The organism is Streptomyces sp. NPDC000880, from assembly GCF_053599675.1.
Map to the genome: position 1 here is coordinate 80,201 of NZ_JBSFMS010000013.1, position 11,782 is coordinate 91,982.

The 11,782-nt window shown below is 69.0% G+C and carries 12 protein-coding genes and 2 pseudogenes; 8 read left to right on the forward strand and 6 right to left on the reverse strand.

Going from position 1 to position 11,782, the window contains the following annotated elements:
* Window positions 1–52 precede the first annotated feature (52 nt).
* The 4 genes and pseudogenes from ACWDO5_RS06955 (at window position 53) to ACWDO5_RS06970 (ending at window position 2,665) form a co-directional block, all read left to right on the forward strand.
* The gene (locus ACWDO5_RS06955) at window positions 53–1,306 is read left to right on the forward strand and encodes a cytochrome P450 family protein (protein WP_450529060.1); all 1,254 of its coding nucleotides are present in this window, start codon (window positions 53–55) and stop codon (window positions 1,304–1,306) included.
* Window positions 1,307–1,346: 40 nt separating this feature from the next.
* Window positions 1,347–1,547 (forward strand): annotated as a pseudogene (locus tag ACWDO5_RS06960) (IS5/IS1182 family transposase); the annotation flags it as partial.
* A 150-nt stretch (window positions 1,548–1,697) separates the two neighbouring features.
* Window positions 1,698–2,231, forward strand: coding sequence for a chloramphenicol phosphotransferase CPT (gene cpt, locus ACWDO5_RS06965; RefSeq protein ID WP_450529061.1), 534 nt, complete (start codon window positions 1,698–1,700; stop codon window positions 2,229–2,231).
* A gap of 167 nt (window positions 2,232–2,398) precedes the next feature.
* Complete coding sequence (locus ACWDO5_RS06970) at window positions 2,399–2,665, forward strand: hypothetical protein (RefSeq protein WP_450529063.1); 267 nt, start codon at window positions 2,399–2,401, stop codon at window positions 2,663–2,665.
* A gap of 177 nt (window positions 2,666–2,842) precedes the next feature.
* Here ACWDO5_RS06970 and ACWDO5_RS06975 read toward each other — a convergent pair whose 3' ends face one another.
* The 3 genes from ACWDO5_RS06975 to nthB form a co-directional block, all read right to left on the reverse strand.
* A complete protein-coding gene (locus ACWDO5_RS06975; RefSeq protein WP_450529065.1) occupies window positions 2,843–3,079 on the reverse strand; it encodes a nitrile hydratase accessory protein in 237 nt (78 codons plus the stop codon).
* A gap of 151 nt (window positions 3,080–3,230) precedes the next feature.
* On the reverse strand, window positions 3,231–3,851 hold the full coding sequence (gene nthA / locus ACWDO5_RS06980; RefSeq protein ID WP_450529066.1) for a nitrile hydratase subunit alpha: 621 nt from the start codon (window positions 3,849–3,851) through the stop codon (window positions 3,231–3,233).
* Window positions 3,848–4,606, reverse strand: coding sequence for a nitrile hydratase subunit beta (gene nthB, locus ACWDO5_RS06985; RefSeq protein ID WP_450529068.1), 759 nt, complete (start codon window positions 4,604–4,606; stop codon window positions 3,848–3,850). The genes nthA and nthB overlap by 4 nt, the downstream gene beginning before the upstream one ends.
* A 324-nt stretch (window positions 4,607–4,930) precedes the next feature.
* Between nthB and ACWDO5_RS06990 the strand changes: the two genes are divergently transcribed.
* On the forward strand, window positions 4,931–5,344 hold the full coding sequence (locus ACWDO5_RS06990; RefSeq protein ID WP_450529084.1) for a Mov34/MPN/PAD-1 family protein: 414 nt from the start codon (window positions 4,931–4,933) through the stop codon (window positions 5,342–5,344).
* Window positions 5,345–5,439: 95 nt separating this feature from the next.
* Window positions 5,440–5,727 (forward strand): hypothetical protein, encoded by a 288-nt coding sequence (locus ACWDO5_RS06995; RefSeq protein WP_450529070.1) that lies wholly within the window; start codon window positions 5,440–5,442, stop codon window positions 5,725–5,727.
* 385 nt (window positions 5,728–6,112) lie between these two features.
* Here ACWDO5_RS06995 and xylA read toward each other — a convergent pair whose 3' ends face one another.
* Entirely contained in the window at window positions 6,113–7,282 is a 1,170-nt protein-coding gene (xylA, locus tag ACWDO5_RS07000) for a xylose isomerase (RefSeq protein WP_450529072.1), read from the reverse strand.
* A gap of 161 nt (window positions 7,283–7,443) precedes the next feature.
* On the opposite strand from xylA, the gene xylB reads away from it, so the two are divergent.
* On the forward strand, window positions 7,444–8,919 hold the full coding sequence (gene xylB, locus ACWDO5_RS07005; RefSeq protein WP_450529074.1) for a xylulokinase: 1,476 nt from the start codon (window positions 7,444–7,446) through the stop codon (window positions 8,917–8,919).
* On the opposite strand, the pseudogene ACWDO5_RS07010 reads toward xylB, so the two are convergent.
* Window positions 8,912–9,262 (reverse strand): annotated as a pseudogene (locus ACWDO5_RS07010) (putative sulfate exporter family transporter); the annotation flags it as partial. The gene xylB and the pseudogene ACWDO5_RS07010 sit on opposite strands and share 8 nt — an antisense overlap.
* Window positions 9,263–9,427: 165 nt before the next feature.
* Window positions 9,428–10,240 (reverse strand): SAM-dependent methyltransferase, encoded by an 813-nt coding sequence (locus ACWDO5_RS07015; protein WP_450529075.1) that lies wholly within the window; start codon window positions 10,238–10,240, stop codon window positions 9,428–9,430.
* A gap of 246 nt (window positions 10,241–10,486) precedes the next feature.
* On the opposite strand from ACWDO5_RS07015, the gene ACWDO5_RS07020 reads away from it, so the two are divergent.
* Window positions 10,487–11,719 (forward strand): SGNH/GDSL hydrolase family protein, encoded by a 1,233-nt coding sequence (locus tag ACWDO5_RS07020; protein ID WP_450529077.1) that lies wholly within the window; start codon window positions 10,487–10,489, stop codon window positions 11,717–11,719.
* Window positions 11,720–11,782: the final 63 nt, after the last annotated feature.

An 11,782-nucleotide genomic window follows, 5' to 3' on the forward strand; every position in this document is an offset into this window, starting at 1 on the left:
ACCACGTACTTCCCACACGGCCGCATACCGAGCGTGAGATCTGGAGAAGCACATGACCTCGCACAGGGCTCCCTCCGCGGAGGGCAACGTACCCGTCATAGCCATCGACCCGCACGGCACCGACCACCAGGGGGAGGCGGCCCGGCTCCGTGAACTCGGCCCGGTGGTAAGGATCCAGCTCCCCGGCGATGTCATGGCCTGGTCGGTGACGGACCACGCGCTGCTGAGCGACATGGTCGCCGATCCCCGCTTCAGCAAGGACTGGCGCAACTGGAACGCGATCATCCGTGGGGAGATCTCCGATGGCTGGCCGCTCATCGGGATGGTGAAGGTCACCAACATGGTCACCTCGGACGGACAGGAACACCGTCGGCTGCGCAAGCTGGTGACCCAGACCTTCACACCTCGGCGCGTGCAGGAACTGCGTCCCCGCATCGAACAGATCGTCAAAGGCCTGCTGGACGAGCTTCCTTCGCACGCCGGCCCGGACGGCAGCGTCGATCTGCGGCGGCACTTCTCCAATCCGGTTCCGATGCAGGTCATCTGTGAGCTATTCGGCGTACCCGAGCACGAACGGCCCCGGCTGCAGGAGCTCATGGACAACATCTTCCGCTCCGACCTGGCACCCGAAGAGGTGATGGCCAGTCAGGTGGAGCAGTACCAGCTGCTGGCTCGGGTGGTGGAGGCCCGCCGGAGGGATCCGGGTGGGGACCTGACTAGCGCGCTCATCGCGGCCCGCGAGGCGGACCCGGACTCGCTCAGCGAGGAAGAGCTGGTCGGCACGCTGCTGCTGATGCTGGCGGCGGGCCAGGAGACCACCCTCAGCCTGATCACCAACGCCGTACGGGCCCTGCTCACCCACCCCGACCAGCGGGCCCTGGCTGAACGCGGCGACGAGTCGGTCTGGGCGAACGTGGTCGAGGAGACCCTGCGCTGGGACGCCCCGATCGGCAATTTCCCCTTCCGCTATCCCCTCGAAGAGGTCGAGATCGCGGGCGTGCGCATCCCCAAGGGCGAGGCGATCATGGCCCCGTACAGCGCGGTGGGTCGCGACCGGGCGCAGCACGGCGAGGACGCGGACCGCTTCGACATCACCCGTGAACAGCGCAGGCACCTGGCCTTCAGCCACGGCCCGCACTTCTGTCTCGGCGCGCCTCTGGCCAGGATGGAGGCGGTGGTGGCGATCCCGGCGGTGTTCGAGCGCTACCCGGAGCTGTCGCTCGCGGTCGATCCACAGGACTTGATCCCCGTGCCTTCGATGTTCTCCAATAGCTCGTCCACGCTGCCGGTACGACTCACCGAGTGATCCGCACGGCCGGGAGAGGGGAAGGGCATCCGGCGTTGACGTGGTCCTCGCGGACCGCGGATACGACCACGACAAGTACCGGCGGCTGGTACGTGAACTCGGTATCCGGCCGCTGATCGCGCGCCGCAACACCGAGCACGGCTCCGGCCTGGGCACTGAGCGATGGGTCGACATCCACGAAGCCTTCCTTAGCCTCGGATGCGCGCTCATCTGCTGGAGACGGCTCGCGTCATTGCGTTAGGAGTTCTAATTGCCGGTGCACGTTCGCCCATACCTACTGAGGTTGAACTCGTGGTGTCGTGCCTGGGGACGTTCACCGCGTTGTGGCGAGCAGCGCAGGGGCCGCCGAAATCCGTTGCGAGCGCTGAGGCGGTGCCTCTACCGTGGCGCGGTGACTACTCAGGTGATCATTCTCAACGGTGGCTCCAGCTCGGGGAAGTCCGGGATCGTCCGGTGCCTGCAGGCGTTGCTCCCCAATCCCTGTTTGGCCTTCGGAGTAGACACCCTCATCGACGCGATGCCCGCGGCCATGCGGGCATCGGACGCGGGGATCGAGTTCACCGCGGACGGCGAGGTCGTTGTCGGGCCGGAGTTCCGTGCGCTCGAAACGGCGTGGGCCGAGGGGCTCGCCGCGACGGCCCGTGCCGGCGTCGGGGTCATCGTCGACGACGTCTTCCTCGGCGGAGCGGCGTCCCAGCAGCGGTGGCAGAAGGCTCTCGGCGGACTTGACGTGCTGTGGGTCGGCGTCAGGTGCGAGAGCGCGATCGCCGCAGGCCGCGAGGTCGCACGGGGAGATCGCGTCACCGGGATGGCCGTGTCGCAGGCGGATGTGGTCCACGAGGGCGTCGTCTATGACCTGGAGGTGGACACGACACATGCCGAGTCCATGGAGTGTGCGCGGGCCATCGCCGTCCATGTCAGGTGATCGACTGCTCGGCTATGTACCGCTGCGACCGACCTGGGGGCTCGGGGTGGAGCGCACTTGCCCGGTCTGTTGCTGCCCAGGCCCTGACGGGCCCGTACGCTCCAGGCGCCCGGGCGGGGAGAGCGACGGCCCCACCCGGGCGCCTGGCACGTTCACCTCACCCACCCGTGCTCGTCGTCCGCGTCCCATTGATCCCGGACGGGGCGACGGTCGAGGCCAACACCACGCCGATGGCATACCTGGCCGAACGCACCAAGCTGTACTGGGTCGGCGGCAGCGTGAAGAGCCCGCCACAGTACATCGCACTGGACCTGTCCTACGGCTGGTCCCCGCCGCGCCGACGGACCTCCCCGCGTACGCAGCGCAGCTCCATCCGGGGCGGACGTACCAGGTTGTCTTCGACGAGCAGCAGTTCGCGGTGCTGCGGCTGGTGAGCCGACGACAAGGCTTGACGGACGACGAGCCGTCATCGTGCCTCAGGTGCGTCGAGTCGGTGCGGTCGAACCGGCGGTGCCACATGTCACCGCCGGCCCGGCCGAGATCCCGCCCCGGACACCCGCGTTGCCGAAACCAGGTCGGACAAGCATCACCCCGGTTTCGGGCCGGCCACGTCAGGCGTGGTGGTCCTCGTGGTCGTTCTCGTGGTCGTCGCGGTCCTCCGGGTTGACGTAGCCGTCCTCCAGCATGCCGTGCGCGTTGACCACCCGTTCCAGCGCTGCCGTCCAGTGCTCGTAGTACTCCCAGCGGCCCTTGCTGTCCTCGGGAGCGTCCTGCCATTCGCCAATCGACGTGATCAGCTCCAGCTGGAAGGTCTGCCACGGGTAGTGACCGAACTCTGACAAGGCCACCGCCAGGCCGAAGGCCCTGCGTTGCCAGTCCTCATCGAAGACGGGCTGGTTGAGGTCGGTCACACAGGAAGAATGAAACTCAAACGTCTCGCTCATCTTTACTCTCTCCACGCGGTACGGACCGCGCTGGTTGCCGGGGTGCGCTCCGCGCTCAGGCCGTACGGCCTGCGAGTGCCACGCCGATCATGGACTCGGTGGTGACGAGAGCGGCGAGCTCCTCCTCGGACATTCCCGCGGTGCCCTCGGGCCGCTCCGGCACGACGAACCAGCGCGAGTGGCCGGAGGAGTCCCAGACACGGACCTCGGTCTTCTCGTCCAGCGCCATACCGAGCTCTTTGAGGACGGTGCGAGGTTCGCGGGCGGCCCTGGCGCGGAACACCGGGTCCTTGTACCAGTAGGGCGGCAGCCCGAGCACCGGCCACGGGAAGCACGAACACAGCGTGCAGATGACGAGGTTGTGCACGCCCGGCTTGTTGACCACTGCGGCTATGTGTTCGCCCTCGGCCCCCGCCATGCCCTCGGGCAGATCCAGCTGCGCGATGGCGGCGGGCGTGTCGGTCTCCAGCAGAGCGGCGAACTCGGGGTCGACCCAGGCCCTGGCCACGATCTTCTGGCCGTTCAACGGGCTCATCTCGGACTCGAAGTAGCCCAGAACCTTGTCGACCGTCTGCGAGGTGATGACGCCCTTCTGGATCAGCAGTGCCTCCAGCGCGCGGACCTGTGCGGCGCTGCTCTGCTCGCGGTCGGACGGGTAGGCGAACGTTTCAGTCACTGGCTGTTGTCCTTCGCAGTGGTCAGGTATGCCTCGTACAGTTCGGCGTACAGCGGTCCGGCATTCTCCTCCGTACTTTCGCCCCAGATTTCATCGGGTTCGAAGCGGACGATATAGACGGGGTGCGGTTCGCCCAGGCCGTCGGCGCCTGTCGAACAGAAGTAGGTGTAGTTGCCTTCGAAAACCCGCTCGACCACCCCGGTGTGGCCGCGCAGGAAGCCGGGCAGCCGGGTGTGGTCGGCGGCCGGGGGGTTGCGGACCGTGACGGTCTCGCCGACCGCGAACACCGGATCGGCCGGCCCGCGACGGGGCGAGTCCCCCTGCCGCAGATAGCGGATCACCTGCTCGTCGATGTCGGCCGCGGCCCGGTCGGGAAACGGCGCCGAGGGCTCTTCCGCGAAGTGCCTGGTGGCCTCGTCCAGCTCCTCTGCGGAGACGTAGCCGTTGGCAAGGAGGTGGGCGGTGACACCGCCCAGCCATTTCTCGTAGTACCGGTATTGAAAATACGCGAAGGGGTTCATCGCCTCCGCACCCGTGCGCAGGTCCGCCCACGTCCATTTGCTGTCGAACGTGGTGGACACGCTGTCCATGTCATAGCCGGGAAGCGATTGGCGCAGGGAAGAACTAAGCCCCATCATAGCCGTGTGGATTCCGAAGATGCGGGTTTCCCACTCCTCGACGAATACCCGTTTTTCGAAATTGATGGGCTTGTCGTCCAGACCTTCCAAACCGCCCAGATAATGCTGCAGTTTCACGCGGATTACCCCCTTGGGTTTCCGGCTGACGGGGTGTGGAGACCCCCGAAATGTTATGCGGGCCCTTCCGAGCATGGAACGCCCGTAGCGGCCATGCTTCCCACAGATTCAGACGTGGGGCAGCAGACCGGCCGTCGGCCCGGCCGTGGGCCGCAGTCACTGCGCCCACGGATTCTCTGTCCTGCCGGGCTCGTTTACCGTGCGGGCGTGGACTTCAGCCTTTCGGAGCGTCCGCGCCGGCCGCTGCCCGTCGCCGTGCTCGCCTTCGACGGCGTACGGCTTCTCGACGTGACCGGCCCGATCCTGATCGTTTATGTTTCCATCATGCTCACGATCACCCAGGCTCTGCACGACCAGATCGTCGCGCACGCGCGAGCCGACCACCCCGACGAGGCCTGCGGCGTGGTCACGGGTCCGGCCGGCACCGGCCGCCCCGAGCGCTTCATCCCCATGCTCAACGCCGCCCGCTCGCCCACCTCGCACGAGTTCGACTCGGGCGACTTGCTCAAGCTCTACCGGGAGATGGACGACCGCGGCGAAGAGCCGGTGATCATCTACCACTCGCACACCGCGACCGAGGCCTACCCGTCCCGTAGGGACATCTATTACGCGAACGAGCCGGACGCCCATCACGTCCTGGTCTCCACGGCGGACACCGACGACGCGGGCCCCTTCCAGTTCCGTTCCTTCCTCATCGTCGAAGGGCAGGTCACGGAGGAAGAAATCCGGATCGCCTGAACGAAGGCCTTGCGACCTGAGCTTGGGAAGACTCTTCACCATATGAGGCCTGACCTGCGGCTGCTCTGACCTGGGCGTTTCCGTCCCGTTTGATCGTGGTTTACCCGTACTCACCGCTCAGCGCGGTCCGTACGGGCACGCAACGGGCACGGAAGGTGGAGAGCCGGGCTATCACCGTCCACGCCGACTCACCTGACGGACCTGTCGTGGCGAGCTTCGAGAACGTTCCGTACACCGGCTCGACGTCGCTCTCCAACCGGGTCTACAAGACGTTTACCACCCCGGTGACCGATCCCGGCGGGGTGCACGACCTGTACTTCGTGGGGGACTGGCCGGCCGGCACTCAACCGGAGTTGTTCGTACGGAACTTCACCTTCGGGTAAGTCCTGCTGTCCGGTGGTCCTGACCGAGGGGCGCCGTGGTCTTCCTGTGACCGGGATGAACAGTGGCCGGGCTCGGTCTTTCCGGATCGGGGGCAGCAGCCTCCGATCGGAGGGATCGAGCCCGGCCCTTGTGCGCCGCCCATGCGGCCCTCTCCCGGCATTCGCCTACCGGGGCTGGGGCCCTCTCAGGTCTGCCGGCGGATCTTGCCCCTAGCGCTTCTGTCCGCAAGCGCCGGACTGGCTGAATTTCAGCCCGTTCGGCGCTTGCCAACGTTCTTCAGCCCGTCCGGCGCCTGCCGACGCTTTCCAGCCCGTCCGGCGTTTGAGGACCGGGGTCCCGGGGGCCGGGGTCCCGGGGGCAGAGCCCCCAGACGACGGCCCGCTGTCAGCGCAATCCGAGCAGATGGTCCATCGCCAGCTGGTCGAGCGCCTCGAACGCCATCCCCCGCTCCGCCGCAGCATTCACGTCGAAACCCTCGAACGCACCGCTGTCCGCGAGCAGCCCGGACAGCCCGTCCTCGGCCGTGGGAAGCATGAGCTGGTCGAGACGGGCGACCCGCAGCGCCTCCCGGACCCGCGGATCCGCGCGGAAGCCCGCGGCCCGCTCCTTGAGGATCAGATAGTTGCGCATGCAGCCCGCGGCGGAGGCCCACACCCCGTCGAAGTCCTCGGTCCGCGGGGGCTTGAAGTCGAAGTGCCGCGGGCCTTCGTAGCCCGCGGTCTCCAGCAGGTCGACCAGCCAGAAGGCGGTCCGCAGGTCGCCCGCGCCGAAGCGCAGATCCTGGTCGTACTTGATGCCGTTCTGCCCGTTGAGGTCGATATGGAAGAGCTTGTCCGCCCACAGCGCCTGGGCGATGGAGTGGGTGAAGTTCAGCCCGGCCATCTGCTCATGGCCGACCTCGGGGTTGACGCCGTACAGCTCGGGCCGCTCAAGTCGCTCGATGAAGGCGAGCGCGTGGCCGACGGTGGGCAGCAGGATGTCGCCGCGCGGCTCGTTGGGCTTGGGCTCGATGGCGAACCGCAGGTTGTAACCCTGCTCGGTGACGTACTCCCCCAGCAGGTCGAAGGCCTCCTTCATCCGGTCGAGGGCGGTGCGCACGTCCTTGGCCGCGCCCGATTCCGCGCCCTCGCGGCCGCCCCAGGCGACATAGGTGCGGGCACCGAGCTCGGCGGCCAGGTCGATGTTGCGGATCGTCTTGCGCAGCGCGTACCGGCGCACGTCCCGGTCGTTGGCGGTGAAGCCGCCGTCCTTGAACACTGGGTGGGTGAAGAGATTGGTGGTGGCCATCGGCACGACGAGGCCGGTCGCGTCCAGCGCCTGCCGGAAGCGCTTGATGTGCGATTCGCGCTCGGACTCGGAGGCGCCGAAGGGGATCAGGTCGTCGTCGTGGAAGGTGACGCCGTACGCGCCGAGTGCGGCGAGCCGCTGTACGGACTCGACGGGGTCCAGGGGCGGCCGGGTCGCGTCCCCGAACGGGTCCCTGCCTTGCCAGCCGACCGTCCAGAGACCGAAACTGAACTTGTCCTCGGGGGTGGGGGTGAAGCGTTCCGTCATCGCCATGACCGCCTTCGAACACAGTTTGTTTGCTGACCTTACTAATAATGCATGCCGCTGCGGCATCACAGAAGACCCCGCCAACACCTGTTCGCACCGGGTCGCTTGACGTAATTTGTTTCGCGAACGGCCAAATTGGCCGGGAAGGAGAGGTGGGGGCAATGTCCGTGCAGCCGGTCGTGATCGGCGTGGACAGCTCGACCCAGTCCGCGAAGGCGGCGTTCATCGACGCGGCCACCGGCCGTACGCTCGCGGTCGGCCGGGCCTCGCACCACGTCGGCGGCGAGGGCGGGGCCCGCGAGAGCGACCCCGAGGTGTGGTGGCACGCGCTGCGCGAGGCCGTCGCCACCGGGCTCAAGGAATCGGGCCTGCAGCCGTCCGCCGTCATCGGCATCGCGGTCGCCGGACAGCAGCACGGCCTCGTCGTCCTCGACCGGGCCGGGCGTCCGGTGCGGCCCGCGCTGCTGTGGAACGACACCCGCTCGGCACCGCAGGCCGCCGCGCTCACCGAGGCGCTCGGCGGCCCGGACGCGTGGACGGCCCGTACGGGATCGGTGCCGGTCGCCTCGATGACGGCCGCGAAGTGGCAGTGGCTGCGCGAGAACGAGCCCCGGGCGGCCTCGGCCGCGGCCGCCGTACGCCTCCCCCACGACTTCCTCACCGAACGACTTGCCGGCACCGCGGCCACCGACCCGGGCGACGCGTCGGGCACCTGCTGGTACTCCACCGCCACCGGCGCGTACGACCCCGAGCTCCTCCGGCTCATCGGCCTGGACGCCGATCTGCTGCCCCCGGTGGCCGCTACCGGCGCCGCCCGCATCGGCTCGCTGACCGCCACGGCCGCGGACGACCTGGGCCTGCCCGCCGGCATCGCGGTCGCCGCGGGCACCGGCGACAACATGGCCGCCGCGGTCGGTCTCGGCCTCGGCGGCGCGGGCCTGCTCGACCACCCGGCCCTCAGCCTCGGCACCTCGGGCACAGTCTTCGCGGCCAGCCGCACCCGGCCCGACTCCCCGGCCCTTGCCGGATTCGCCGCCGCGGACGGTACGTACCTGCCGCTGGCCTGCACCCTCAACTGCACACTCGCCGTCGACAAAGTCGCCGCCCTGCTGGGCCTGGGCCGCGACGCCGCCGAGGCGGGCGGAGAGGTGGTACTCCTGCCGTACCTCGACGGAGAGCGCACCCCCGATCTGCCCGCAGCGTCGGGCCTGCTCACGGGCCTGCGGCACACCACCACCCGGCAGCAACTCCTGGGCGCCGCCTACGAAGGCGCGGTCGTCACGGTCCTGCGCGCCCTCGACGAGGTCCTGCGCGCCTGCGGCCTCGACCCGTCGGACGAGGCTGTGGCCGCCCGACCTCTGCGCCTGGTGGGCGGCGGGGCCAGGGGCCGCCACTGGGTGGAGACGGTACGCCGCCTGTCCGGCCGCCCGCTGCTGATCCCCGAGAGCACCGAACTGGTCGCCCTGGGCGCGGCGGCCCTCGCGGCGAGCGCGGCGACGGGCGAGGACCCGGTGGCGCTGGCGGCCGATTGGCAGGGTGGCGAGGCAGTGGAACTGCCGCCTGTGGAGCGGGACTTGGAGACATGGGAGCGGGTCTCGGGGGTGCTTGAGCGGGCGGCGCCCACGCTGCTCAGCTGACGGAGCCCGTCACCAGCAGCACCCCCGCGTACGACAACCCCGCCGCCACCAACCACGCGCACAGCCCCAGCGCCGCGGCCCGGCCGCCCGTGCGGGTCAAGGCCGGCAGGTCGACCGCGCTGCCGAGGCCGAGCAGCGCGGTCGCGAGCAGGAGTTCCTGGGCGTGCTGGGCCGCGTCCATCGCGGTGGACGGAACCAGACCAGTGCTGCGCAGAAGCACCATGACCAGGAAGCCGGCCACGAAGAGCGGGACGATCGGCAGCCGCTTTTGGACCGTCGTCCCGCCCCGCCGACCGCGGCGGACCGACAGGGCCACCGCCGCGACGAGCGGGGCGAGCAGCGCCCCCGCCTCGGTGAGACGCATGCCGCGGAGTACGAACCGGCCCTGACCACTTCGTGGAACGTCTTGATGTGCCGGGAATCGAACACACCTGAATCATAAGCAGAATTTGGGTATCGAGGTGCTCCGGCCGAGCCCTACCGGACGCGCACCGGACATCGGCGGCGGCTACACTTTGCGCGCCACGCCTGCGTACAGCGACGCCAACTGGTCCCCGTCCACGACCTCGTCCGCGCCGAGCTCCGGGTGCCACCGCGTCAGCTGCACAAGGCCGGGCTCCTCCATCTCGAGCCCCTCGAAGAAGCGGCCGACCTCCGCATGCGAGCGCGGCGCCAACGTGACTCCCCCGGCCGCGTACATGTCGACGCCGCGCTGCACGGCCGACGGGTCGAAGTCGGCGGTGAGCTGCGACAGTACGAGATAACTCCCGGACGGCAGCGCGTCCACGAGCCGGCGCACCAGGTCGTACGGCCGGTCCTCGTCGCCCACGAAGTGCAGCAGCGCCACGAGCGAGAGGGCGATCGGCTGCTTGAAGTCGAGGATCTTCCTGGCCTGTTCGAGGATCCGGTCGGGCTCGCGCACATCCGCCTGGATGTAGTCGGTGACACCTTCCGGGCTGCTGCGCAGCAGCGCCTCCGCATGGGTCAGCACAATCGGGTCGTAGTCGGTGTAGACGACCCGGGACTCGGGGGCGATGCCCTGGGCTATCTGGTGCAGATTGGGCTCGGTGGGGATACCGGTGCCGATGTCGAGGTACTGGCGTAAGCCCGCCTGCCCCGCCATCCACCGCGTCACTCGCTGCATGAACCAGCGGTTGGTCTGGGCGACATGCTTGGCGCGGTTGTCGATGCTCATGATGTGCCGGCCCAGCTCCTCGTCGACCGGGTAGTTGTCCTTGCCGCCCAGGAACCAGTCGTACACCCGCGCCGGATGCGGCTTGCTGGTCTCGATCCTTGGGACGGCGGGCTCGCTCCCGGTCATGCAAATCTCCCTGGGTGCTCAGGAATTCTCGGTTCGTCGATCATGAATCCTCGCAGGAAGAGCGGCCTCCGGCAAGCAACTCCGCGCTCAGGGCCAGGAGTTCACCGCAGGGCGGGACGGGTGAGGCGGTATAGACAGCGCTTGCTATCCCGGGAGTGAATAGGTGTAGTACGCACTGGCATGTTCATGCCTTCATCCCCCCCGGGGCTCACCGAGCCCCGAGCCGCACAGGAGGAATCCCGGCATATGAGCATCACGAACAGACCCTTCTCACGCAGGCACGCCCTGCCCACCCTGACGGCCGCTGCGGCCGTCGGCGCGCTCCTCGCCACGGTCCCTGCCCACGCCGCGCCCGCGCACCGCACGTCGCCCGTCGTCACCTGGGCCGCCAGCACCGACCTGGTCGCCCCGGCGGCCGCCCAGGACCGGACCTACCGGCTCGTCGTGCACACCAGCGCCGGCGGCAGCGGGCTGCGGATCCGGCTCTCCAACGCCTTCGGCGACCAGCCGGTGACCTTCGGCCGCGCCCACGTGGGACTGCGGGACACCGGCGCGGCCCTGGTCCCCGGCAGCAACCGCCCACTGTCCTTCGGCGGTTCGCCCACGGTCACCGTCCCGCCCGGCGGCCAGGTGTACAGCGATCCGCTGCCCGGCACCGTGCGCCCGCAGTCCGACCTGGCCATCAGCCTGTACGTACAGCAGGCGGGCGGCCCCGCGACCGGCCACAAGATGGCGCTCCAGACCTCCTACATCGCGCCCGTCGGCAACCATTCCGCAGACGAGTCCGCCACCGCGTACACCGCGCGGACCAACTCCTGGTTCTATCTCGACGCGGCCGTCGTGGAAGCTCAGCGCGGCACCGGCGCGGTGGTCACGCTCGGCGACTCGATCACCGACGGCGCCGCGTCGACGGCCGACACCAACCGCCGCTGGCCCGACCTCCTCTCCCGCACGCTCCAGGACGATCCCAGCACCCGCATCAAGGGCGTCGCCAACGAAGGCATATCCGGCAACAAGGTCCTCGCCGACGGCGCCGGCCAGAGCGCGCTGAAGCGGCTCGACCGGGACGTCCTGTCGCAGCGCGGCCTGCGTACCGTCGTCCTCCTCGAAGGCGTCAACGACATCAAGGCGACCCCCGCCCCCACCGCCGCCGAAGTGATCGCCGGATACCGGCAGATCATCGCCAGGTCCCATGCCGCGGGCGTCTGCGTCGTCGGGGCGACCGTCATGCCGTACGAGGGATGGCGGGAGTGGACGCCGAGCGGCGAGGCCGTCCGGCAGGAGGTCAACTCCTTCATCCGCGACAGCGGAGCCTTCGACGAGGTGGTCGACTTCGACGCGGCGGTCAAGGACCCCGCCGCCCCGGCCCGGATCCAGCCCGCGTACGACAGCGGGGACCATCTGCACCCGAACGACGCCGGCATGCAGCTCATGGCCTCCAACGTCGACCCGAAGCAACTGCGCTGCTCCAGGAAGTGACACCGACAGGCAGTAAGGAGGAGGCCGAGGGGCAGGATCTGTTCCGCGGCGTACGAGAGCGGT